This window comes from Dietzia natronolimnaea (assembly GCF_002289575.1).
Lineage (GTDB): Bacteria > Actinomycetota > Actinomycetes > Mycobacteriales > Mycobacteriaceae > Dietzia > Dietzia natronolimnaea_A.
Window position 1 is genome coordinate 105,205 of record NZ_NTGA01000013.1, and the last position, 22,085, is coordinate 127,289.

The 22,085-nt window shown below is 71.4% G+C and carries 23 protein-coding genes; 7 read left to right on the forward strand and 16 right to left on the reverse strand.

All coding sequences use genetic code 11. The features are described from left to right. Positions 1-106 precede the first annotated feature (106 nt). Genes CEY15_RS07245 through CEY15_RS07255 form a run of 3 tightly spaced genes read left to right on the forward strand, consistent with a single transcriptional unit; the run spans position 107 to position 998 of the window. Positions 107-445 carry a Rieske 2Fe-2S domain-containing protein gene (locus CEY15_RS07245; RefSeq protein WP_017837205.1) on the forward strand — a complete coding sequence of 113 codons (339 nt, stop codon included), beginning with the start codon at positions 107-109 and terminating at the stop codon, positions 443-445. Next, positions 442-897 (forward strand): FAD-dependent oxidoreductase, encoded by a 456-nt coding sequence (locus CEY15_RS07250; RefSeq protein WP_095717871.1) that lies wholly within the window; start codon positions 442-444, stop codon positions 895-897. The genes CEY15_RS07245 and CEY15_RS07250 overlap by 4 nt, the downstream gene beginning before the upstream one ends. Then, complete coding sequence (locus CEY15_RS07255) at positions 894-998, forward strand: oxidoreductase C-terminal domain-containing protein (protein WP_095717872.1); 105 nt, start codon at positions 894-896, stop codon at positions 996-998. Before CEY15_RS07250 ends, CEY15_RS07255 begins: the two co-directional genes overlap by 4 nt. A 36-nt stretch (positions 999-1,034) precedes the next feature. On the opposite strand, the gene CEY15_RS07260 is transcribed toward CEY15_RS07255, so the two are convergent. Further along, positions 1,035-1,904, reverse strand: coding sequence for an oxygenase MpaB family protein (locus tag CEY15_RS07260; protein WP_095717873.1), 870 nt, complete (start codon positions 1,902-1,904; stop codon positions 1,035-1,037). A gap of 183 nt (positions 1,905-2,087) precedes the next feature. Here CEY15_RS07260 and CEY15_RS07265 point away from each other — a divergent pair, with 183 nt between their 5' ends. Both CEY15_RS07265 and CEY15_RS07270 read left to right on the forward strand, forming a co-directional pair. Next, positions 2,088-3,305 (forward strand): PspC domain-containing protein, encoded by a 1,218-nt coding sequence (locus CEY15_RS07265; protein WP_095717874.1) that lies wholly within the window; start codon positions 2,088-2,090, stop codon positions 3,303-3,305. Then, on the forward strand, positions 3,302-3,778 hold the full coding sequence (locus CEY15_RS07270) for a hypothetical protein (RefSeq protein WP_095717875.1): 477 nt from the start codon (positions 3,302-3,304) through the stop codon (positions 3,776-3,778). Before CEY15_RS07265 ends, CEY15_RS07270 begins: the two co-directional genes overlap by 4 nt. 29 nt (positions 3,779-3,807) lie before the next feature. Here the strand turns inward: CEY15_RS07270 and guaA are convergent, their stop codons facing one another. From guaA to guaB, 4 genes are all read right to left on the reverse strand, one after another. Further along, on the reverse strand, positions 3,808-5,412 hold the full coding sequence (guaA, locus tag CEY15_RS07275; protein WP_095717928.1) for a glutamine-hydrolyzing GMP synthase: 1,605 nt from the start codon (positions 5,410-5,412) through the stop codon (positions 3,808-3,810). Between the two features lie 64 nt (positions 5,413-5,476). Next, complete coding sequence (locus CEY15_RS07280) at positions 5,477-7,267, reverse strand: GMC family oxidoreductase (RefSeq protein WP_017837212.1); 1,791 nt, start codon at positions 7,265-7,267, stop codon at positions 5,477-5,479. 89 nt (positions 7,268-7,356) lie between these two features. Continuing rightward, the gene (locus CEY15_RS07285; RefSeq protein WP_017837213.1) at positions 7,357-8,496 is read right to left on the reverse strand and encodes a GuaB3 family IMP dehydrogenase-related protein; all 1,140 of its coding nucleotides are present in this window, start codon (positions 8,494-8,496) and stop codon (positions 7,357-7,359) included. Between the two features lie 6 nt (positions 8,497-8,502). Further along, positions 8,503-10,038, reverse strand: coding sequence for an IMP dehydrogenase (gene guaB / locus CEY15_RS07290; RefSeq protein WP_017837214.1), 1,536 nt, complete (start codon positions 10,036-10,038; stop codon positions 8,503-8,505). A 111-nt stretch (positions 10,039-10,149) separates the two neighbouring features. Between guaB and CEY15_RS07295 the strand changes: the two genes are divergently transcribed. Then, complete coding sequence (locus CEY15_RS07295; RefSeq protein WP_017837215.1) at positions 10,150-10,572, forward strand: DUF5319 domain-containing protein; 423 nt, start codon at positions 10,150-10,152, stop codon at positions 10,570-10,572. 72 nt (positions 10,573-10,644) lie between these two features. Here CEY15_RS07295 and CEY15_RS07300 read toward each other — a convergent pair whose 3' ends face one another. The 4 genes from CEY15_RS07300 to groES form a co-directional block, all read right to left on the reverse strand. Continuing rightward, positions 10,645-11,661 (reverse strand): anti-sigma-D factor RsdA, encoded by a 1,017-nt coding sequence (locus CEY15_RS07300; protein ID WP_245847368.1) that lies wholly within the window; start codon positions 11,659-11,661, stop codon positions 10,645-10,647. Continuing rightward, the gene (locus CEY15_RS07305; RefSeq protein ID WP_017837217.1) at positions 11,658-12,239 is read right to left on the reverse strand and encodes a sigma-70 family RNA polymerase sigma factor; all 582 of its coding nucleotides are present in this window, start codon (positions 12,237-12,239) and stop codon (positions 11,658-11,660) included. Before CEY15_RS07305 ends, CEY15_RS07300 begins: the two co-directional genes overlap by 4 nt. Before the next feature lie 282 nt (positions 12,240-12,521). Beyond that, complete coding sequence (gene groL / locus CEY15_RS07310) at positions 12,522-14,144, reverse strand: chaperonin GroEL (protein WP_095717878.1); 1,623 nt, start codon at positions 14,142-14,144, stop codon at positions 12,522-12,524. 145 nt (positions 14,145-14,289) lie between these two features. Further along, the gene (gene groES, locus CEY15_RS07315; RefSeq protein ID WP_017837219.1) at positions 14,290-14,577 is read right to left on the reverse strand and encodes a co-chaperone GroES; all 288 of its coding nucleotides are present in this window, start codon (positions 14,575-14,577) and stop codon (positions 14,290-14,292) included. A 268-nt stretch (positions 14,578-14,845) separates the two neighbouring features. On the opposite strand from groES, the gene CEY15_RS07320 reads away from it, so the two are divergent. After that, positions 14,846-15,235, forward strand: coding sequence for a DUF4190 domain-containing protein (locus tag CEY15_RS07320; protein ID WP_095717879.1), 390 nt, complete (start codon positions 14,846-14,848; stop codon positions 15,233-15,235). A 10-nt stretch (positions 15,236-15,245) separates the two neighbouring features. Here CEY15_RS07320 and tsaD read toward each other — a convergent pair whose 3' ends face one another. The 7 genes from tsaD to CEY15_RS07355 are packed head-to-tail and all read right to left on the reverse strand — an operon-like array spanning position 15,246 to position 22,046. After that, positions 15,246-16,283, reverse strand: a complete 1,038-nt coding sequence (gene tsaD / locus CEY15_RS07325) for a tRNA (adenosine(37)-N6)-threonylcarbamoyltransferase complex transferase subunit TsaD (protein ID WP_095717880.1) — start codon at positions 16,281-16,283, stop codon at positions 15,246-15,248. Further along, positions 16,280-16,774, reverse strand: a complete 495-nt coding sequence (gene rimI, locus CEY15_RS07330) for a ribosomal protein S18-alanine N-acetyltransferase (protein WP_017837222.1) — start codon at positions 16,772-16,774, stop codon at positions 16,280-16,282. Before rimI ends, tsaD begins: the two co-directional genes overlap by 4 nt. Positions 16,775-16,800: 26 nt before the next feature. Next, on the reverse strand, positions 16,801-17,550 hold the full coding sequence (gene tsaB / locus CEY15_RS07335; RefSeq protein ID WP_017837223.1) for a tRNA (adenosine(37)-N6)-threonylcarbamoyltransferase complex dimerization subunit type 1 TsaB: 750 nt from the start codon (positions 17,548-17,550) through the stop codon (positions 16,801-16,803). Between the two features lie 5 nt (positions 17,551-17,555). Beyond that, positions 17,556-18,068, reverse strand: a complete 513-nt coding sequence (tsaE, locus tag CEY15_RS07340; protein ID WP_042329893.1) for a tRNA (adenosine(37)-N6)-threonylcarbamoyltransferase complex ATPase subunit type 1 TsaE — start codon at positions 18,066-18,068, stop codon at positions 17,556-17,558. After that, on the reverse strand, positions 18,065-19,300 hold the full coding sequence (locus CEY15_RS07345) for an alpha/beta fold hydrolase (protein WP_095717882.1): 1,236 nt from the start codon (positions 19,298-19,300) through the stop codon (positions 18,065-18,067). The genes tsaE and CEY15_RS07345 overlap by 4 nt, the downstream gene beginning before the upstream one ends. Then, a complete protein-coding gene (gene alr, locus CEY15_RS07350) occupies positions 19,297-20,475 on the reverse strand; it encodes an alanine racemase (protein ID WP_428844190.1) in 1,179 nt (392 codons plus the stop codon). The genes CEY15_RS07345 and alr overlap by 4 nt, the downstream gene beginning before the upstream one ends. 38 nt (positions 20,476-20,513) lie before the next feature. Beyond that, positions 20,514-22,046, reverse strand: a complete 1,533-nt coding sequence (locus CEY15_RS07355; protein ID WP_095717884.1) for an NAD(P)H-hydrate epimerase — start codon at positions 22,044-22,046, stop codon at positions 20,514-20,516. Positions 22,047-22,085 lie beyond the last annotated feature (39 nt).

The following is a 22,085-nucleotide window of genomic DNA, read 5'->3' on the forward strand; positions in this document are numbered from 1 at the left end:
TCGCCCGGGAAGACACCTGATGCGGCGGCCTCCTCTTCTGCCGACTGCCGCCGACTGCCGCGGACGGCCCGGTGACGGTGTGCGGGACACGCACTAACCTGGGTTCATGACGCAAGGGATCGTGGTCGCACGTGTCGGCGAGATCGACGACGGTACCGGGATCACGGTCCCGAAGGAGCGTGCCGGGACGATGGACGACGTGGCCGTGTTCCACGACGGCGACCGGTACTACGCCCTCGACGACACCTGCACCCACGAGGAATCCGGTCTCGCCGATGGTTGGGTCGAGGACGGCTGCGTCGAGTGCCCGCTGCACGGCGCGCGGTTCCGTCTTGCCGACGGCGCCGTGTTGACGCCGCCGGCGTCGAGCGGCGTCGCCGCCCACACGGTGCGTGTGGAGGGTACTGACATCGTGCTGGTGCCGAACCCCGCTCGCCTCGCGTGAGCGGAGAGGACCCGACGGATGTCCTGATCGTCGGCGGCGGCGTCGCGGGGTACACGACGGCCAGGACACTGCGGGACCTCGGGTATGACGGCCCGGTGACGATCATCGAGCAGGAGCCGTCGTGCGTGGATCATCCGCCCCTGTCGAAACGCGCCCTAGTCGAGGGCACCGCGAGGACCGAGCTGGAACTCGTTCCTGGCGGCGGCGTCCTGCCCGCGGCCGCGCATTGGGAGGCGGCACGGCTGGACGGGCAGGACGCTGCGGCCCGGCTGCTCGGACGAGCGCCGGCCCCGCGCGGTGCAGCCTGGTACTGGACGGACCGGTACGGCTCCCACATCGAGATCGTGGGCGATCTCGTCGGCGAGGGCGTGGAGATCGTGCGCCCCGGGGTCGCGGTCTTCCGAGTGGAGGGCGCCGACTGGTCGGCGCGGCGACCGTCGATGATCCGATGACCGTCCGCGCGGCGCGCCGCATCATCGACCGCGATGTGCGCGTAGACCGGGACGCGCTGGCTGATCCGTCGGTGTCGCTGCGCCGGATGCTCCGGTCCTGAGTCGCCGGGCGCCGGCGCGGAGCCGCCCCGCCCGGTTCAGCCCTTCGGAGCCCTCGCCCGGACCTTCTGATACGGGTGTTCAGTAGCGTGGGCGATTCCCGCGTCGACGAGGTCCTGCAGGGACGAATTCCTGCGGGCGACCGCGAGGAAACGAGCCGTGGTGCGCTGCGCCCGCGCCAGTCGCCGCTCGCTGCGGTTCTCAACGCCGTAGATCTGCCGCGCCCACAGGGGAAGCAGCGAGAGGATTCCGTCGAGCACCACGCCGGAGACCCAGTCCTTGGCGGGATTGTGGGTTCTGGCCGGGTGGCGCAGACCGAGCGCTGTCTGGGCGCCGAGATAATTCAGCGCCTTGTCCTTCTGCCCGGCGTCGATGAAGGCGTCCAGTTCGGCCTTCGTCTCGGGGTGGGGGCCAGGAACGTGCAATTTCTCGGCGACGAGCTGCTGTTCCTTGACGAAGGCATCCTGCTCGGCCGTACTGAGCTTCATGCCGAACCTCAGCGCACCTTCGAGCGAACCCCATATGAACGTGTACATGGTCCAGCGCTGCCACTCGGGCCACTTGGCCACCTCGACCTGTCCGGTCTCGGGATTGGTCCAGGTCGCGCGCTCATGGAGCATGTCCACGTGGGCGGTTGCGGCATCCACGTGAGCCTTGTCGCCGAAGGCGCAGGTCGTGATGAAATCGCCCGTGCGCTGGAACCGGGCCTGGCCGGCCTCGGGACTCTCCGACGTGATCGAGACATGATCGAAATGATTGAGCATGCCCGTATCGAGAATCTGGAGGAGCAACGACGCAACGGCGCCGAGTGACGCGCCCGAGTCGGAATAGACCTTCCACGTGGCACTGCCGGGGCCGAAGTACCCGTCATCTGCTCGGGCGGCATCCCTCGACGGGCGTGTGGTCATCGGACACTCCTCGATTCTGCGGCAGCACTGTGTGCCAGCTTTCCATAAGTCCACGCTAATCCTGGGGATCCGCCCCTCAGGGGTAGGTCGGCTATTGCGCCCATCCCTGCCGGGGGCTCTCAGGGTCGAATATCAGGGTCGGCCCCCGATGTGGAAAGGCGGCCCGCCCACCACGATGGAGTCATGTCCAGCTCCAGCACCCACGACGTCCCATCAGAGCTCCGCTCCCTGTGGCGGACCCGACCCGTCCGGACCCCGGACGACGCCAAGATCGCCGGCATCTGCGGTGGCTTCGGCCGACGCTACGGCGTGGACCCCGTCCTGTTCCGCATCGCCTTCGTGATCGCCGCACTCTGGGGCGGGGCCGGGGTGTTCCTGTACGCACTGTTGTGGCTGCTCCTACGCTCTGCCGGAGATGAGGCCTCCAAGGGGGAGGCGCTGATCGGGAGGGGCCGGGCATCCGGCTCCAAGATCACGGCGGTGATCCTCGTCGTCGTCGTCCTCCTCAGCGCACCGACGTTCGGCGGTTCCGGGGAGAGCCTCTTCGTGGGTGCCGGATTCCTCATCGCCATCGCCATGCTCGCGGGCTGGTACGGACTCCACCGCCGCACCCCCGTGCCGCCCGCCGGGTGGTCCGAGGTGTCGGCCGTACGGCCACAGACAGCCCGGGCCGACTCCGGCCGCACCGCCGGGGCGTCTCAGGAACCGGGCTCAGGACCCGGCGCGCCCTACGGCCCGCCTGTCCCGCCCTCCTGGGACCCGCTGGGCGCCGCGCCGTTCGCCTGGGACCTGCCCGACCCCGGGGCCACGCCTCCGCCCGCGCCCGCACCGCCGCGCCCCCGGTCCCGGCTGACCAAGGTCACCCTCGGTCTGGCGCTCATCGCCGTGGCCGTGGCCGGTGGACTGGCCACGCTCGGCGGCGTGCTCTGGCTCGACGCGACGAGGATCGCCGCGATCGGACTCGCCGTGGTGGCCGGCGGGCTGCTCGTCGGCGCGGTCACCCGCAGAGGGCACGGACTGCTGGTCGTCGCCGGCCCGCTCGCCGGCTTCGTCCTGCTCGCCTCCCTGGTCCAGGTGCCCGAGGGCGGCTGGGAGGGCACCGGCGAGCAGCTGATCCAGATCACCGACCCCGCCCAGTTGGACGCCCCGATCAACCATCAGGTCGGCAGCCTCACCGTGGACATGCGCGAGCTGGAGTTGGACCGCGATCGCAGCTACAGCATCGCCAACAACGTCGGAGAAGTGCAGGTGCTGCTGCCCGACGGGGTCGCCGTGGAGACGAACTGCACCACCGACGTCGGGAGCGTGGACTGCCCGACCGGCCTGTCCGGTGATGCCTCCGGCCCCGTCCTGACCCTCAGCGTGCACTCCGGCGTCGGCAGCATCATGGTGACGCGATGAGCGACCGGCACACCGACGACCCGACAGATCACACAGACCACACCGACGACACGGACCACGACGAACCGCAACCCACCGGGAGCCCCGACATGACCAGCCTGCACTCCGACACCACGCCCCGCCCCGACCAGCCGCTCCACGACCCGCTTCCCTACGGCTCCGGCGTCACCGACCCGCAGCAGTTCGGGTACGGGACCTCCCCCGCGTACGGGGCCGCAGCCGGGTACGGGGCCGCCCCCGTGCACGGGATCCCGACCGGGTACGGGGTCGCCTACGAGACCGACGTAGCGACGGATGCGGTCGCGCGGCGCGAGCGGTCCGGGTCGCCCGTGCTCGCGGTCGCCGGACTGCTCTCCCTCGGGGTCGCCGTGTGGGCGATCCTGGGCGCGCCGGTGATCACGACGACCGTGGTGATCGCCGCGTCACTCGTGCTGCTGGTCCTGGTCGGCCTGGCGATGGTCATCCGGCGCTGACCCGCGCGCCGAGATGTCGCCGCCGGCCGTCACTCCCACTCGATGGTGCCCGGCGGCTTGCTGGTCACGTCCAGGACGACCCTGTTGACGTCCGGGACCTCGTTGGTGATGCGGCCCGAGATCAGCGCGAGGGTCTCGTACGGCACGCGCGTCCAGTCCGCGGTCATGGCGTCCTCGGAGCTCACCGGGCGCAGCACGATCGGGTGGCCGTAGGTGCGCCCGTCGCCCTGGACGCCCACAGAACGGACGTCGGCGAGCAACACGACCGGGCACTGCCACACCGAGGCGTCGAGCCCGGCCGCGGTCATCTCCTCGCGCACGATCGCATCCGCCGCGCGCAGGGTCTCGAGCCGGTCCCGATCGACGGCCCCGACGATTCGGATGGCCAGACCCGGGCCAGGGAAGGGGTGCCGACCGACGATCGCCTCCGGCAATCCGAGCTCCCGGCCCACGGCCCGGACCTCGTCCTTGAACAGCAGACGCAGCGGCTCCACCAGTGAGAACTCGATGTCGTCCGGCAGGCCGCCCACGTTGTGGTGGCTCTTGATGTTGGCCGTTCCCGCGCCCCCACCGGACTCGACGACGTCCGGGTAGAGGGTGCCCTGGACGAGGAAGTCGACGGAGGCGGCGTCGTCACCCTGGAGTTCGAGGGCCTGGGTTACGGCACGCTCGAAGGACCGGATGAACTCGCGGCCGATGATCTTGCGCTTGGACTCGGGGTCGGTCACGCCGGCGAGGTGACCGAGGTAGGTCTCCGAATCGTCGAGTGTGATGAGGCGAGCACCGGTGGCGGCCACGAAATCGTTCTCCACCTGCTCCCGCTCGCCCGCGCGCAGCAGACCGTGGTCGACGAACACGCACGTGAGTCGGTCCCCGATGGCCTTCTGCACCAACGCGGCCGCGACCGCGGAGTCGACGCCACCGGACAGCCCGCAGATCGCCCGGCCGTCACCGATCTGCTCACGGACGGCCTCCACCAGCTGGTCCGCGATGTTGGACGCCGTCCACGTGGGTTCGAGGCCCGCGATCTCGGTGAGGAAGCGGGTGAGCACCTGCTGCCCGTGAGGCGAGTGCATGACCTCGGGGTGGTACTGGACGCCTGCCATCCGGCGTTCGGCGCACTCGAACGCCGCGACCGGGGCACCGGGGGACGTGGCCGTCACCGTGAACCCCTCGGGCGCCGTTGTGACCGCGTCACCGTGGCTCATCCACACCGGGTGGTGCTCGGGCAGTCCGGCGTGCAACAGGCCACCCGACACCGTCACGTCGGTGCGCCCGTACTCGCGGCTTCCCGTGTGCGCGACCTCGCCGCCCAGGGCGCCCGCCATGGACTGGAAGCCGTAGCAGATACCGAAGACCGGCACCCCCAGATCGAGCACCGCCGGGTCGAGAGCCGGGGCATCGTCGGCGTAGACGCTGGCCGGTCCACCGGACAGGATCAGGGCGACCGGGTCCTTGCCCCGGATCTCCTCCACCGTCGCCGTGTGCGGGATCACCTCGGAGTAGATCCTCGCCTCACGCACCCGCCGCGCGATGAGCTGCGCGTACTGGGCACCGAAATCGACGACGAGGACGGGGCGGGGAACCGCTGCCTCGGCGGTGAACTGGGAGTCGGTTTGTGCGTTCTCGGCCACGGGGTCGAGTCTAGGCGCAGCCCGCCCGCAGCCGAACTCGGCCACGTCCGCCGGCCACCCGGACTCACACGCGGGCGGGGGCACCCCCACTGGAGACCCCGACGATCGGCAGACGCAGCGCGCCGGGCGCCGCCTCCGGGACGACCGGCGACGCGGGCGGTACCGGCTGCACCCGCACGTACGCCTCACCCTGCCGGGGCCGGGGATCGGCCTCACCCTTGTTGGGCCACAGCGACATGGCGCGCTCGGCCTGGGCGGTGATGCTCAGCGCCGGGTTGACGCCGAGGTTCGCGGAGATCGCGGAACCGTCGACGATATGCATGGTCGGGTAGTTCCAGACCCGGTGGTACGGGTCCACCACGCCCGATTCCGGGGAGTCGGAGATCGCGCAGCCACCCAGGAAGTGCGCGGTCATCGGCATGTTGATGATGTCACCCCAGGTTCCACCGGCCACGCCGCCGATCTTCTCGGCGATCCGGCGGGTGGCCTCGTTGCCCTTGGGGATCCACGTCGGGTTGGGCTGGCCGTGGCCCTGTCTGCTGGAGACGTAGCGGAAAGGACCGAAGCGCTTCACGAAGGTCTGGAGCGAGTTGTCCAGGTTCTGCATGACGAGCACGATCACAGTCCGCTGGCTCCACCGGCGCTTGTTGACCAGCTTGAACAGTAGCGACGGCCGGCGACGCAGCTCGTTGGCGAGCGTGCGCCAGCGGGGGCCGTCGCCGTCACCGTCGGTCAGCAGGGTCTGGAGCACGGCTATGGCGTTGGAGCCCTTGCCGTACCGGACGGGTTCGACGTGGGTGTCGGAACCGGGATGGAACGACGACGTGATGGCCACGCCCTCGGAGAAGTCCCGTTCCGGCGTGTACCTGTCCCCCATCGCCCCGAGGATCGACTCCGAGTTGGTGCGGGTCAGCCTGCCCAACGCGTTCGACAGCCGTGGCAGTGCGCCCTCGTCCTTGGCGTAGTGCAACAGATGCTGGGTGCCCCACGTCCCGGCTGCCACCACCACGTGCGAGGCGGTCACCGTTGTGATGCGCTTACCCCGCCGGGTCCAGGCGCCGGAGCGCTCGAGCGTCACCTCCCAGGTGCCGTCTCCGCGCTCGCGCAGTCCGCTGACCGTGGTCCGGTCCAGAACGCGGGCCCCGGCGCGCTCGGCCAGCCCGAGGTAGTTCTTGACCAGAGTGTTCTTGGCGCCGTGCCGGCAGCCCGTCATGCACTCGCCGCACTCGATGCAGGCCGTGCGGTCCGGGCCCACCCCGCCGAAGAAGGGGTCCGGGACCGTCTCACCCGGCTTGCCACGACCACCGGTCTTCTCGCCGAAGTAGACGCCGACCGGGGTGTAGACGAAGGTGTCCTCCGCCCCCATCTCCCTTGCGACCTCCTTGATGATCGTGTCGGAATGGGAATGCGTCGGGTTCGTGACCACCCCGAGCATCCGGCGACCCTGGTCATAGAACGGGGAGAGTTCAGCGTCCCAGTCCGTGATGTGCGCCCACTGCGGGTCGTTGAAGAACGGGGCGTGCGGCTTGTAGAGGGTGTTGGCGTAGTTCAGGGAGCCGCCGCCCACGCCGGCACCCGCCATCACCATCACATCGCGCAGCAGGTGGACGCGCTGCACTCCGAACAGCCCCAGTTTCGGCGCCCAGACGAACTTGTTGAGCCGCCAGGAGGTCTTGGCGAAGTCCGCGTCCTCGAAGCGACGACCCGCCTCGACCACCGTGACGCGGTAGCCCTTCTCGGTCAGACGCAGGGCCGTGACACTCCCGCCGAATCCGGACCCGATGACGAGGACGTCCGTGTCGGTACTCCCGGTGGGGGCGGAGGTGGTCGAGGGCGACGGCGCCGATGTCGTCATGGTGGATCTCCCTGGTGATCGAGGTGTGGGTCACAGTACCCGAGCACCACGCACCTACCCGACAGTAGGGCCCGATTTGTCCACCGGCCTCAGGGGCGAACGGACAGGTCCACCTTCTGGAAGCCCTTCACGTCCGAGTATCCGCACTTGGCCATCGCGCGGCGCAGACCACCCATCAGGTTCCGGGTCCCGTCCGGGGCACTCGTGGGCCCCTCCAGCACCTCGGCCAGGGGGGACAGGGCCGTCTCGTCGTCGATCTCCGCGACATGCCCCCGGGGGACCTTGGGGTGGGCGGAGACGGCGTCCCAGTACACACCCCGCCCCGGGGACTCCAACGAGCCCGCCAGGAGCGGCCCCAGGACCACGGCGTCGGCACCACAGGCCACCGCACGGGCGATGTCGCCCGAGGTGTAGATATCACCGTCGGCCAGCACATGGACGTACCGGCCACCCGTCTCGTCCAGGTAGTCGCGTCGCGCGGCCGCCGCGTCGGCGATCGCGGTGGCCATGTGCACCTCCATCCCGAGCACGGAGCCCGTCGTGGTGACCCCGTCGACGCCGCCGTAACCCACGATCACACCCGCCGCGCCCGTGCGCATGAGGTGCAGGGCGGTCTTGTAGTCCACCACGCCGCCGGCGATCACGGGCACGTCGAGCCCGTGGATAAAGTCCTTCAGGTTCAGCGGTTCGTCCTCGCCGCTCACATGCTCGGCGGAGATGATCGTGCCCTGGACCACGAGCAGGTCGATCCCGGCGGCGATCAGGCCGGGCGTGAGCTCGCGGGCGTGCTGCGGAGACACCCGGACCGCGACGGTCGCACCCTCGTCGCGGATCCGTCGCACCGCCGCCGCGAGCAGCTCCCGGTCGATCGGGGCGCGGTGCAGCTCTTGGAGTCGAGCCACCGCGCGGTGGCCGGTCACGTCCTCGAGGGCGATCTCGCGCAACTCGTCGATCGCCGCCTCAGGATCCTCATGCCGCGCCCACAGGCCCTCGCCGTTGAGGACCGCCAGGCCACCCAGCCTCGAGAACTCCACCGCCGATTCGGGTGAGACCACCGCGTCGGTCGGGTGGGTCATCACGGGCAGGTCCATCCGGTAGGCGTCGATCTGCCAGGACGTCGACACCTCCTTGGAACTGCGGGTGCGGCGGGAGGGCACGATGTCCACCTCGCCGAGCCCGTACATCCGTCGGGCCTCGCGACCCATTCCGATCTCCACGACGTTGCGCACGCGGCTTCAGTCCTTGACGTTGTAGTTGGGGGCCTCGACGGTCATCTGGATCGCGTGGGGGTGGCTCTCCTTGAGCCCCGCCGCCGTGATCTGGACGAACTGGGCGCGGTTCATGTCCGGTATGGTCGCCGATCCCGTGTAGCCCATCCCCGCACGCAGCCCGCCGTTGAGCTGGTGCAGGACCTGTGCGACGTCGCCCCGGTACGGCACCCGTCCCTCGATGCCCTCGGGGACGAGCTTCTCCTCGGACAGCACGTCGTCCTGGAAGTACCGGTCCTTGGAGAACGACTTCTCCTGTCCGGGCTTGCCCCGTCCGCGCATCGCGCCCACCGACCCCATCCCGCGGTAGACCTTGTACTGCTTGCCGTCCACGAAGATCAGGTCGCCGGGCGACTCGGTGCAGCCCGCGAGCAGGGATCCGAACATGCACGCCGAGGCGCCGGCCGCGATCGCCTTGGCCACGTCGCCCGAGTACTGCATACCGCCGTCGGCGATCACGGGGACACCTGCGGCATGGGCCGCCACGGAGGCCTCCAGGATCGCGGTGATCTGCGGCGCACCCACCCCCGCCACGACACGGGTGGTGCAGATGGAACCGGGGCCGATGCCCACCTTGATCGCGTCCGCACCCGCGTCGATCATCGCCTGGGCCGCGCCTCGGGTGGCGAGGTTGCCGCCGATCACCTGGACCCGGTCGCCGAGCTCGCGTTTGACGCGGGCGACCATCTCCAGCGCGTTGCGGTTGTGGGCGTGAGCGGTGTCGACGACGAGGACGTCCACGCCGGCCTCGGTCAGGGCGCCGGCGCGCTGCCAGGCGTCCTCACCGGTCCCGATGGCCGCGGCCACCCGCAGTCGACCGTCCGAGTCCTTGGTGGCGTCGGGGTGCTTCTCGGTCTTGACGAAGTCCTTGACCGTGATGAGCCCGGTGAGACGACCGTCTCCGTCCACGATCGGCAGCTTCTCGATCTTGTGACGGCGCAGGAGCCCGAGCGCGGCCTCCGCCGTCACCCCCTCCCGCGCGACCACCAGCGGTGCGCGGGTCATGACCTCGTCCACCCGCCGCGACTTGTCCACCTCGAAACGCATGTCGCGGTTGGTGATGATGCCCACGAGCTCACCCCGCTCGTCGGTCACCGGCAGGCCGGAGATCCGGTAGCGGGCGCACATCTCGTCGACCTCGGCGAGGGTGTTGGCGGGAGCACAGGTGACCGGATCGGTGACCATCCCCGCCTCGGACCTCTTGACGGTGTCCACCTGAGCCGCCTGGTCGGCCACCGACAGATTGCGGTGCAGCACCCCGATCCCGCCCTGGCGGGCCATGGCGATGGCCATGCGTGCCTCGGTGACGGTGTCCATCGCGGACGACACCAGCGGCACCCGCAACGTGATGTCGCGGGTGAGTCGGGTGCTCGTGTCGACCTCGCTGGGGACCACCTCGGAAGCGGCCGGGAGCAGCAGCACGTCGTCGAAGGTCAGGCCCACCATGGCGACCTTGGTGGGATCGTCGCCGCCGGTGCGCACGGGGCCTCGCGACTCGCTCATCTGCCGTCCTCCTGGGGGTCGTCTCGGTCTGGAGTCCGAGGATAGTGCGTCCGGGGTCCCCGGCTCGAACCGTCGGCCCCGCCGGGTGGCGTGCACGGGTACGGTGAGGGGGTGAACGATCCCCTACGGCACGGCATGCCGCCCGACCCGTTCGCCGGCGATCCGGATGATCCGACGGCGGAGCTGGCCGGGCTCGACCCCGTCGACGACGGCATCCCGTCGGGCCCGCTCGACGCGGAGGAACGCCGCGCGATCGAGGAGGACCTGGCCGATCTCGCGGAGTTCCGCGAGCTCCTGGCACCCACCGGCGTCAAGGGCGTGGCCGTGCAGTGCGAGGACTGTGCCGAGGAGCACTTCCACGAGTGGGACATGCTCCGCGCCAACCTCATGCAGCTCCTCGAGGACGGTTCGCTCTTGCCCCACGAGCCCGCGTTCGACCCGATCCCCGACGACTACGTGTCGTGGGACTACTGCCGCGGGTACGCCGACGCGGTGCGTGCGATCCGCCCGCGCCGGCTGCACTGGCGCCGCTGAGGGCGGGTTCGCGGCCCCGGGTCCCGCCCCGGGAATCGCACCCCCGGTGCGCGGTCTAGCCGGGTATCACACCTAGCCCGTGGGTGGCGCGGTCGCCGGTGCACTGGTGGCCGCCGGTCCCGAGGTCGGGACCTGGGTCACGGTGGTCCGGGTCGGGGTCGGCGCCGGGGTGGTCCCTGCGACCTCGCCCGGGTTCGGACGGCCGGTGGTGGGCGCCAGGAAATCCTGGATCCGCTGGGTGTCGACCGGTATCTGCAACGTCGTCGAGATCCGTAGCCCGTCCAACGGCAACGGGATGACCGGCATACCCGGCGGCGGCGGCGGGATGAGGTTCGTCGGCAGCGGCACGGGCACCCCGGGAACGAGAGTCGCGGGGCCCTGGCCCGGTCCGGGGGCCGGGGCGGGCGCCGGTTCGGGTGCGGGAGCGGGGGACGGTACCGAGGTGGGCGTGATCCGGCTCAGGTCGCGCCGGATGGCGTCGCGGCGCTTCATCAACTCGACGCGTTCCGAGGCGTCCGCGACCTCGTCCAGCCGGCCGGACACCTCGTCGAGGAGACGCTCGGCCCGCTCGCGATCACCTTCGCGAGCCGCCAGATCCGCTGCGGCCAGATGCTCGGTCAGGTCGCTGACCAACTCCACCTCCCCGGCACGGTCGGCGAAGATCGTCTTGGACACGCCCCACAGCGGGTCCCCCGGCATGGCACTGTGCGCGGCCACCGACAGGCCGCCGACGATCACGGCGGCCACCGCCGCGGCCCCGATCACCGCCTGCCACAACGCGGGACGTTGGCCGTGGTGGTGTTCATGGGACCTGGCCCAGCCCCGGCGGGGCCACAGGCGGGAGACGTTGGGTGCGAGTGCGACCCCGATCTCCTCATCTCCCGGCAGCTCGGGCAGGGGTGCGGAGTCGAGCTCCCCCCGCCAGTCGGCGAGCAGCGTCGCGAGGGTATCGGTGTCGGTGGGACGGCCGCCCGCCCCGAGGGCGTCGAGGAGCTGGTCGTCGCGCTCCACCGCCTCGGGGTCCGGGCCGTGCCCGTCGAGCGAGGCGGCGTCGTCACGGGTGCCGGGGCCGACTTCGTCGTCGTTCATCGCCATCGCTCCTCTCCGTCCTGCTCGATCCTCGCCCGGAGCTGCTTCATGGCCCGGTGTTGGGCCACGCGCACGGCTCCGGCCGTGCTGTCCACGATCTCCGCGGTCTCCTCCGCCGAGAGTCCTACTACCACCCGCAACCGGATGATCTCCCTCTGCTTCTCCGGCAGGGTGTCCAGGAGTCGGCTCATGGCCCTGGTCACCTCGCCGTCGAGGATGTGATCCTCCGGCCCCGTCTCCGTCGAGAGCACCTCCGGCAGGTACTCCACGGGGTCCGACTTGTTCCGTGCGGCGCCCCGGTGCGCGTCCGCGACCTTGTGTGCCGCGATCCCGTACACGAATGCCATGAAGGGACGTCCCTGATCCCGGTACCCGGGCAACGCCGAGAGCACCGCGATCAGCACCTCCTGTGCGACATCGTCAGCAGAAAGGTTGACCCTCTCCGCACCCCCGACGCGAGAGCGGCAGTACCGCACCACCCCGGGACGAACGAGCTCGAGCACCCGCGTGGCCGCACTGCGGTCTCCTCTGACCGCGGCGGCGACGGCGAGCTCCAACTCGTCTGCTGTACCTGTCATCGAATTAGGGGGGCCTCTCGTTACACGGGTGTGCTACGGGGCACGGCCTTTCTGTCGGGGTGCACGCCGGGGTCGCGCGGTCGGGTCCGGACCGTGGCGGCCGGCGGGGCGTGGGCACAGGATACTTCCACGGCACCTGTGCGGCAGGGCATCCGGTGAGGGCCCAGCCTAACCTCTCGACGCCGGACGGGACGACACCCCGGTCGTTCCACGACGACCGGGCCCCGGCTCCCGCGGGATGCGGGAGCCGGGGCCCGGTGTGGGAGAGGTCAGTGGGACAGGTCAGTGGGAGTGACCGGCGTGCGAGTGTCCGCCGGGTGCCTCCTCCTCGGGCTTGTCCACGATCGCGGTCTCGGTGGTCAGGACCATCCGCGCGACGGAGCAGGCGTTGACGACGGCGGAGTGGGTCACCTTCACCGGGTCGATGACGCCCGCCGAGACCAGGTCACCGTACTCGCCGGTGGCGGCGTTGAAACCGTCACGCGGACCGAGGTCGGAGACCTTGCTGACCACGACGGAACCGTCTTCTCCGGCATTGGCGGCGATCCAGAACAAGGGAGCAGACAGTGCCTTGCGGACCACGTTCACCCCGACGACCTCGTCGGGGTCGGAGATGCCTGCCGAGAGACGGGTGAGCGCCGCGGCCGCCTGGACGAGCACGGAACCACCACCGGCGATCACGCCCTCCTCGACGGCGGCCTTGGCCGAGTTGACCGCGTCCTCGACACGGAGCTTGCGCTCGGTGAGCTCCGTCTCGGTGGCCGCGCCGACCCGGATCACCGCGACGCCACCGGAGAGCTTGGCGATGCGCTCCTCGAGCTTCTCGCGGTCCCAGTCGGAGTCGGTCGCCTCAACCTGCCGGCGAAGCTGCGCCACCCGGGCGTCCACATCGGCCTGGTCCCCGTCGCCGTCGACGATGATCGTCTCGTCCTTGGAGACGGTCACGCGGCGGGCGTGTCCGAGCACCTCGAGGCCACAGTCGGAGAGCTTCATGCCCAGGTCCGGGCTGACGACCTGACCCTTGAGGACGATCGCGAGATCGTCCTGGAAGGCCTTGCGGCGGTCGCCGAAGAACGGCGCCTTGATCGCGACGACCTTGATGGTCTTGCGGATCGAGTTGACGACCAGCGTCGACAGCGCCTCTCCGTCGACATCCTCGGCCACGACGAGCAGCGGCTTGCCGGTCTCGGCGACCTTCTCGAGCAGCGGGAGCAGGTCCGGGAGGGAGCTGATCTTCTCGCGGTGCAGCAGGACCAGGACGTCCTCGTAGATGGCCTTCTGCTCGTCGGGGTCGGTGACGAAGTAGGGGCTGAGGTAGCCCTTGTCGAAGGCGATGCCCTCGGTCACGGCGACCTCGGTGTGCAGGCCCTGGGATTCCTCGACCGACACGACGCCGTTGACACCCACGGCGTCCATGGCCTCGGCGACCATGCGGCCGACCTCCGGGTCCCGGGAGGAGACCGTCGCGACCTGTGCCACGGCCTCGGACCCCGACACAGGGGTGGCGGCGGACTTGAGGAACTCGACGACCGCGGCCGAGGCCTTCTCGATGCCCTTGCCCATGGCCATCGGGTTGGACCCGGCGGCGACGTTGCGCAACCCCTCGCGGATCAGCGCCTGCGCGAGCACGGTCGCGGTGGTCGTGCCGTCGCCGGCGACGTCGTTGGTCTTGGTGGCGACGCTCTTGACCAGCTGGGCACCGAGATTCGCGAACGGGTCGGAGAGCTCGATCTCGCGGGCGATGGAGACACCGTCGTTCGTGACGGTGGGGCCACCGAAGGCCTTGGCCAGTACGACGTGCCGACCCTTCGGGCCGAGCGTGACCTTGACGGTGTCGGCGAGCTCGTCGACACCGGCGAGCATGCCCTTACGGGCCTCCTCGTCGAACGCTATCAACTTGGACATTGATGGGACTCCTGGAAGGAAGTGGGTGTGCGGGACGGACGGGTCGTGCTGCCTGCTGGACCGGCGGGACACCGGCGAGACACCACCGCCCCGGCGGGGCCGGACACTGGCCGACACCACCGGGGCGGGGTTCTACCGACTCACGTCAGTCGATGACGGCGAGGACGTCGCGCGAGGAGAGGATCAGGTACTCCTTGCCCTCGTACTTGATCTCGGTTCCGCCGTACTTGGAGTAGATGACCTTGTCCCCCTCCTTGATGTCCATGGGGATGCGGTCGCCGTCCTCGTCGAAGCGGCCCTTGCCGACCGCGACGACGGTGCCCTCCTGGGGCTTCTCCTTGGCGGTGTCCGGGATGACGAGGCCGGACGCCGTGGTGGTCTCGGCAGCGGTGGCCTCGACGAGAATCTTGTCCTCAAGCGGCTTGATCGCCACGATGGATCCTCCGTGTGTAGATGGCTGATGTGCTCAGGGGGCGGGGCTCCGGGTGGCGTCGTCGCGGGTGACGCGGCCGGGTCCATGCCTATTGGCACTCTATACGTGCGAGTGCCAGCACTCAAGTGTCCCGGGTGCACGATCCTGTCGCGTTCGCGGATGGCGAACACCGCCCGGCCCCACTCGCCCGACTCGAGCTCCGGACGTGTGCGCGACTCCCGCGTACGATCAGCGGCAGGCCCCGCCAGTCCGGGAGGAGTCGACGTCCATGTCAGGTACCCCCTGCGGTGGCGCGGGCGCGTCCGGTCGTCGCGAACCGGAGGACCCCGCGCACGGCTCCCGCACCGGGCGACCCGAGGTCGACGATGTCAACGAGGTCAACGGGACGGCGCTCGCGGCGGTCGTGTTGGCGGTGGGGAACGTGGTCTTCGGGTCGTTTCTCGGGCTGTTCCTGCCCGCGTTGCCCGCGGTCTTCGCGCTCGCCTCGGTCGTACTCGGTCATCTCGCCCTGGCCAGGATCCGTCGCACCGGTCAGGCCGGGCGCGGGCTCGCCCTCACCGCCCTCGCGGTGGGCTACCTGTGGCTGGTCGTGATCACTGTGTTGGTGTCGGGAATGCTGCTGTTCACCGGGTACGGTCTGGCCCTGCTCGGGTTCTGACGCGCACACCTCACACCACCTGCGTCACCCCGACAGTGAGCCCGGGATCCGCGGCGACGGTCAGGGAACTGGGCCCGGCGCCGGCGGCGAGGAGTGCTGACGCCACCGCGACGACCATCGCGCCGTTGTCCGTGCACAACCGCGGTCGGGGCACCCGGAGGCGGATGCCGGCCGCAGCGCATCTCTGTGCCGCCAGTTCGCGAAGCCGGGAGTTCGCCGCGACACCGCCGCCGACGAGCAGGGTCCGCACACCCAGGTCGGTGCAGGCCCGCACCGCCTTCATGGTGAGCACGTCCGCCACCGCCTCCTGAAATGATGCGGCGACGTCGGCCACCTCGAGCTGGGACCCGTCCCGCTCGGCGGCCTCGATCCGACGCGCGACCGAGGTCTTGAGACCGGAGAAGGAGAAATCGTGCCGGGCGTCCCGGGGCCCGGTCATGCCGCGCGGGAAGGGTATGGCCGCGCCGTCCCCCGACGCCGCTAGCCGATCGATCACCGGACCGCCCGGATACCCCAACCCCAGGAGCCTCGCGACCTTGTCGTAGGCCTCCCCCGCCGCGTCGTCGACCGTCGAGCCGAGTTCGACCACCGGTTCGGTGAGGGACCGCACGTGCAGCAGTTGGGTGTGCCCACCGGAGACCAACAGCGCCACGCACTCCTCGAGTGGTCCACCGTCGAACCCGGCCACGGCGACGTGTCCCACCAGGTGGTTGACCGCGTAGAACGGCGTGTCCCACGCGGCGGCGTAGGCCTTGGCCGCCGCGGATCCCACCAACAGGGCACCGGAGAGTCCGGGGCCGATGGTCGCGGCCACGGCGTCGGGGCGGTCCACGCCCGCCTCGGCGAGCGCCGCACGCACGGTCGGGACGAGCGCCTCGAGATGCGCGCGGGAGGCGATCTCGGGCACCACCCCGCCGAACCGCGCGTGCTCGGACATCGACGACGCGACCACGTCGGCGAGCAGTTCCGCACGACCGTCGTCGTGGACCCGCGCGATCGCCACACCCGTCTCGTCACACGAGCTCTCGATCCCCAGTACGGTCCTCACGGGCCGCTCCCCCCTCTCTCGTCGGGTCCGCCGCGCGCCGGGCGCACCATCAGGTGAGCGTCGGCCATGCTCGGACGGTAATACCGGGGCCGCAGCCCCACCACCTCGAATCCGTGGGCCTCGTAGAGCGTGCGGGCCGGGACGTTGTCGGTGCGCACGTCCAGGAGGACGGGAGCCGCCTCGGCATCCGCCACATCGAGCAGCATGCGCAGCAGGGTGCGTCCGATCCCCCGGCCCCGATAGGCGGGGTCGACGCCGATGGTGTGGACCTCGAACTCCCGGTCCCCCTCCCGCCCGAGCGCCGCCAGCACGGCGTAACCGACCAGCACGTCCTCGACACGGGCGGCACGACAGGTGGTGTGCCCGGCACCGATCTCGGACAGGAACGCGGCGGCCGACCACGGCCCGTCACCACGGAAGAGCACCCGCTCGAGGTCCGCGCAGCGCATCGCGTCGCCAGCGACCAACGGGTCGTAGACGACGCCGGCCACGTCGGTACTCTCCGACCTCCGGCCGCTCACCCCCGTGGTCCGCCGGGCTCGGTGCCCCGCAGGGCGGGCGACGGCTCCACCCGGCGGGGCGGCACGGCATCCGGTCGGCGCAGGTAGAGGGGCTCCAGCGGGGCAGGAGCCACTCCGTTGAGAAGGTCCGCGGCGGCGGCCGCGACGAGCCCGGCCGGGTCCGGTGAGACCAACCGGTCCGGCGCGACGGTCCCTCCGCCACCCGTCCCCGCGCGGGGCGTCCGGCCGACGAGCTCATCGAGTCGGGTGGCGTCGCCGACCACGTGGTCCACCCCCTCGGTGGAGATGTCCGCCGCGGGACCGACCGTGGGGCCGGCCACGCGGCGGCCGTCCGGGGAGTATCGCGCGTGGTAGGCCTCGCGGCGCCGGGCGTCGGTGACGACGAGGAGGTCGCCCGTCACCCCGGCCGCGCGCGCCCGCCACGCTAGGCCGTCGAGCGAGCACACCCCGTACACCGGTCGGCCGAGCGCATCGGCGAACGCCGCCGCGGTCGCCATGCCCACCCGGAGTCCGGTGAACGGCCCCGGCCCCACGCCCACCACCACCGCGTCGAGGTCGTCGGGGACCAGGTCCGCTTCCGCGAGGCAGTCCAGGATGTGAGGGGTGAGCAGCTCGGCGTGCGCCCGCGCGTCCTCGGTCACGCGCGTGGCCAGGGTGATCACGGCCGGGCCGCCGCCCCCCTCCACGAGACGGCAGACCCCTGCCGTGACGGCGGGGGTCGAGGTGTCGACGGCGAGGACCAGCACGGTGGTCAGGGTACCGCCGGGCCCGGTGCCCGATCGGCCCGGCGCCAGGTGGCCGAGCGCACCTCTGTCTCGGCACCGCGGTGGAGAGTGACGACGAGTGGCGCCGCGACCAGGGACTCCACGAACCCGGCCCCCCACTCCACCACCACCACGTCATGGTCGAGCGAGGAATCCAGGTCGAGGGACTCCAACTGGTCGGCCAGATCACCGGACGAGGGCTGCGACCCGTCGGGGTTCTGACCCCCCACCAGTCGGTAGGCGTCCACGTGGACCAGTCCGGGGCCGCCCGGGGCTCCGGGGGCGTGCCGACGGGCGATCACGAAGGTCGGTGAGGTCACCCGGCCCCGGACGCCCAGGCCGGCGGCGATCCCGGCGGTGAGTGCGGTCTTACCGGCACCGAGGGGTCCGTCGAGGACCACGACGTCGCCGGCCCGCAGCAGTGCCGCGAGTTCCACGCCGAGCCGACGCGTGTCCTCCACGGTGGGGAGGGACCGCGCTCCCGGTACCCCGATCGTCACGACGCCGTACTTCGGCGCCCCGACGGCCCGTGCGTGCGCGCGCGCCACTCGACGACGGCGTCCGCGATCAGGTCACCGAGGACCTCCGACACGTGCGCGGGCTCCTCCAGCATCACCATGTGTCCCGCCCCCGGGACCACCACGAACTCGGCGTCCGGTAACGCCTCGGCGATGTCCACTGAGCGGTCGAGGGGGGTGAGCAGGTCGCGGTCACCGCACAACACGGTGGTCCGCACGTCCCGCAGGACGGGCACGGCCGCGGACTCGTCGTGCTGGGTGAGGGTCTCGAAGAAGTTCGCGATGGTCAGCATGTCCGTGGACGCGATGAGCCTGTCGACGAACCGGGCGACGGTCGGGCTCATCTTGGCCGGGTCGCCGAACGAGCCGCCGTAGATGAACGGGGAGATGATCGCCCCGAGGGCCTTGCGGCTGCTGGTGAACACGGCCGGCGTGCGGCCGGCCAGACCCACGAACCTGCTGACGGCCCGGCTGTCGAGTACGGCGCCCAGGCCCGACTCCGACAGTTCTGCCATGGCGGTGGCGACCAACCCCACACCGAGCACCCGCTCGCGGACCGCCTCGGCGTGACGGGCCGCGTAGCCCAGTACCGTCATCCCCCCCATGGAATGGCCGATCGCCACGATCGGGCCGGTCGGGGCGGTGGCCGAGATCACCGAGTTGAGGTCGGCCGCCAGCTGGGCGATCGTCGAGTTCTCGCGCGAGCTCTTCCCGCTGAGCCCGTGACCGCGCTGGTCGTAGAACACCAATCGGACCTCGGACCCGAACCGGTCCTGGAGGTGCCGGCGCTGGAAGTGCCAGGAATCCATCGAGAGCGTGTAACCGTGGGCGAACACCACGGTCATCGGCGCGTCCGTCGGGCCTGCCTCGCGCACCGCGAGCGGGACCCCGTCCGAGGCGGCGACCATCGACCCCCGGTCGACCCCGAGCTCCCACATGTCCTCTCCGGCCCACGGGTCGCTCGCCCGGCGCCCGGGGAGGAGGGTGCCGACGGATCCGATCGTCGCGGCGCCCAGGGCGCTCAGGCCCGCGGCGAGTCCCCCGGGGGTCCGGATCTGCTCGTCGACGGTCTCGGCGTCACTGGCCTGACCGCCCACCAGTTCTGGTGATCGGACCTCGACGGGCTCGCTCGCGGGCGACCTGGAGGGGCGCCGGGGGAGCCGGAGTCGGGGCATCGACCTCCGGCGCCCGGGCGAGTCGTCGTCTCCACTCATGTCGACCCCTCCTTCCGCCGGTCCGGGGCGTGGCGGGTCCCGAGCACGTGATGGCGCACAGCGCGACCTCGGACCGCGGTGACGACCTCGTAGTGGATGGTCCCGAGGGAGCGGGCCCACTCGGCGGCGGTGGGTCCGCCGTCGGAACCGTCGCCGAACAGGACGGCGGTGTCCCCCGCCCGTACCGCCTCGCCCGGGTCGGGGCCCAGGTCGACGACGAACTGGTCCATGCAGACACGTCCGACGTTGGGGTAGCGACGCCCGTTGATCTGCACGTCGAGACCGCCCGAGAGCAGGCGCCACACGCCGTCGGCGTAGCCCGCCGCCACGAGAGCGACGGTGGTGTCGTGCGGCGCGTACCACGTGTGCCCGTAGCTCACCCCCTGACCGGCGGCGATGCGCTTGACCATCAGCACCTCGGCGGAGAACGTCATCGCCGGGATCAGGTCCGCCTCGAGACCGTCGACCGGGTTGAGTCCGTAGAGCGCGATCCCGGGGCGGACCATCTCGAACCCGTCGTCCGGGCGGGTGAGGGTGGCCGCGGAGTTGGCGTGGTGGTTCACCGGGCACTCCAACCCCCGTTCACGGGCCTGCGCCACGCACGCGTGCAGCCTGGCGACCTGCTGGTCGATCACCGGGTTGCCCGGGTCGTCGGCGTGGGCGAAGTGCGCCATCAACCCCGTCACCTCCACGAGGCCCTCCTCGGAGGCGGAGATGAGCCGGTCGAGGAGGGCGGGCCACTCCTCGAGCGTGACGCCGGAACGGGCGAGACCGGTGTCGATCTTGGGCGTCACCCTCGCGCGGCGTCCGGTCCGGCGGGCGGCCTCGAGCACGGTGTCGAGGTGGCCCGGGCTCGGGACCGCCAGATCCACATCTGCTGACAGCGCCGCGCCGACGTCATCACCGACCCCGTACAACCAGGCCAGGATCTCGGAGTCGATGCCCGCGGCACGCAGCTGGAGCGCCTCGGCGATCGTCGTGACGCCCAGCGCGTCCGCACCACCCCGCAGCGCGGCGAGGGAGACGGGCACGGCCCCGTGGCCGTAGGCGTCGGCCTTCACCACGGCCATGACCCGCGCACCCCGCGCGGCCCGCGTCAGGACGCGGGAGTTGTGCTCGATCGCGTCCAGGTCTATCTCGGCGCGACACGGCGACTGGGGGACAATTGGACCCATTTCGTCCATTCTGCCAAACCTCGGCCGGGAGAGGCCATTCACGCTCCGCGGATCGCGGAGATCGCCGCCGGGACCGCGCGCAGCAGATCCCCGGCGCCGATCGGCGCGCCGGGACCGCCCGTGCGTCGCGCCGCGGCCCGCGCGGCCTCGCCGTGGACCACCGCCGCGGCGACCGCCGACCACGCGACCTCCCCGCCGGAACCCGTTCCGCCGGAGTCCACGCCGCTCCCGCCCGGACCGTTCGCGAGCAGGGCGCCGACCATCCCGGACAACACGTCCCCGGAGCCCGCCGTCGCGGCCCAGGAGGAGCCCGGGTCGACCGACCAGGTGGTCTGCCCGTCGTCGACGAGCGTCACCCGCCCCTTGAGCAGCACCGTCGCCGGGATCCCCCGGTTGCGCAGATCCGAGACGTACCTGCGCAGGGCGCTCGGCCGGTCCGACCGGTCCCACCCGCCGGTCAGCCTGTCGAACTCCCCGGCGTGGGGGGTGAGCAGTACCGGGGCCCTCGCACTCCGCAGCACCACGGGATGACTCGCGATGCAGGTCAGTGCGTCGGCATCCAGGACGGTCGGTCGTGCCCGGGCCAGGATGGCCTCGATGTCGGCGACCGCCGCCGACCCGGTCCCCGCTCCCGGCCCCACGACCCAGGACTGCGCGGTGCCGGTCTCGGCGACCGACGGGTGGCACACCACCTCCGGACGAGCCGCGAGCACGTCAGCCGCTCCGGAGCCGACGTACCGGACCATCCCCGACGTCGCCGCCACCGCGGCCGAGGCGCACAGCACGGCCGCTCCGGGGAACCGGCCGGATCCCGCCCGGATGGCGACCACGCCCTGGGTGTACTTGTCGTCCTCCGGCCCCGGGACCGGCCAGGCGCGGCCCACCTCGGACGGGTCAGGGCGGTGTACCGTCAGCGGCCCGGAGGCGGGTTCCGCCAGTCCGATGTCGACCACCTCGACCCGGCCGCACGTGGGCGAGGCGAGCAGGTGGGCGCGCCGGAGGGTCCCGAACGTGACGGTGACGTCCGCCCGGACGTGCGCGTCGTGCACCGTGCCGGTGTCGGCGTCCACCCCGCTCGGGAGGTCCACCGCGACGAACGGCGACCCGGCCCGGGCGAGCGCGGCGACCCTCGCCGCCGCGGGCTCGCGCAGCGGGCCGGATCCCGCGAGCCCCACGACGCCGTCGATCACCACGTCCGGCGTGGCCGCCGCCCCGGAGACCTCGTCGACCCCGCCGGTGGTCACCCGACCCCCGGCACTGCGCAGGGCCCGCAGCGCCCGCGCGTGGACCCGGTCGGGGTGGAGGAGGACGGCCTCCACCCGGCACCCGCGCCCACGCAGGGCCGCGCCGGCGTAGAGGGCATCGCCGCCGTTGTCGCCGCTGCCCACGAGAAGCACGACCGAGCGACCGTAGACCCCTCCGGTGCGACTCCTCAGGAGCGCCGCGGCGTGGTGGGCGACCCCCGAGGCGGCGCGGCGCATCACGGCGTCCGGGTCGCCCGCCGCCTCGGCGGCCTCGATGAGCGGGCGTTCAGCGGTGCGGATCGCCTCGACCGGGTGCGCTCGCAACATGACTTCTACGATTCCAGACGACGTCAGACCCGGGGGCGG

Excerpts from the sequence above, each read along its gene's own strand:
- CEY15_RS07245 (WP_017837205.1), top strand. The coding sequence starts at position 107 with ATGACGCAAGGGATCGTGGTCGCACGTGTCGGCGAGATCGACGACGGT.
- CEY15_RS07255 (WP_095717872.1), top strand. The coding sequence starts at position 894 with ATGACCGTCCGCGCGGCGCGCCGCATCATCGACCGCGATGTGCGCGTA.
- CEY15_RS07260 (WP_095717873.1), bottom strand. The coding sequence starts at position 1,904 with ATGACCACACGCCCGTCGAGGGATGCCGCCCGAGCAGATGACGGGTAC.
- CEY15_RS07265 (WP_095717874.1), top strand. The coding sequence starts at position 2,088 with ATGTCCAGCTCCAGCACCCACGACGTCCCATCAGAGCTCCGCTCCCTG.
- CEY15_RS07270 (WP_095717875.1), top strand. The coding sequence starts at position 3,302 with ATGAGCGACCGGCACACCGACGACCCGACAGATCACACAGACCACACC.
- CEY15_RS07280 (WP_017837212.1), bottom strand. The coding sequence starts at position 7,267 with ATGACGACATCGGCGCCGTCGCCCTCGACCACCTCCGCCCCCACCGGG.
- guaB (WP_017837214.1), bottom strand. The coding sequence starts at position 10,038 with ATGAGCGAGTCGCGAGGCCCCGTGCGCACCGGCGGCGACGATCCCACC.
- CEY15_RS07300 (WP_245847368.1), bottom strand. The coding sequence starts at position 11,661 with ATGAACGACGACGAAGTCGGCCCCGGCACCCGTGACGACGCCGCCTCG.
- CEY15_RS07305 (WP_017837217.1), bottom strand. The coding sequence starts at position 12,239 with ATGACAGGTACAGCAGACGAGTTGGAGCTCGCCGTCGCCGCCGCGGTC.
- groL (WP_095717878.1), bottom strand. The coding sequence starts at position 14,144 with ATGTCCAAGTTGATAGCGTTCGACGAGGAGGCCCGTAAGGGCATGCTC.
- CEY15_RS07320 (WP_095717879.1), top strand. The coding sequence starts at position 14,846 with ATGTCAGGTACCCCCTGCGGTGGCGCGGGCGCGTCCGGTCGTCGCGAA.
- CEY15_RS07345 (WP_095717882.1), bottom strand. The coding sequence starts at position 19,300 with ATGAGTGGAGACGACGACTCGCCCGGGCGCCGGAGGTCGATGCCCCGA.
- alr (WP_428844190.1), bottom strand. The coding sequence starts at position 20,475 with ATGGGTCCAATTGTCCCCCAGTCGCCGTGTCGCGCCGAGATAGACCTG.
- CEY15_RS07355 (WP_095717884.1), bottom strand. The coding sequence starts at position 22,046 with ATGTTGCGAGCGCACCCGGTCGAGGCGATCCGCACCGCTGAACGCCCG.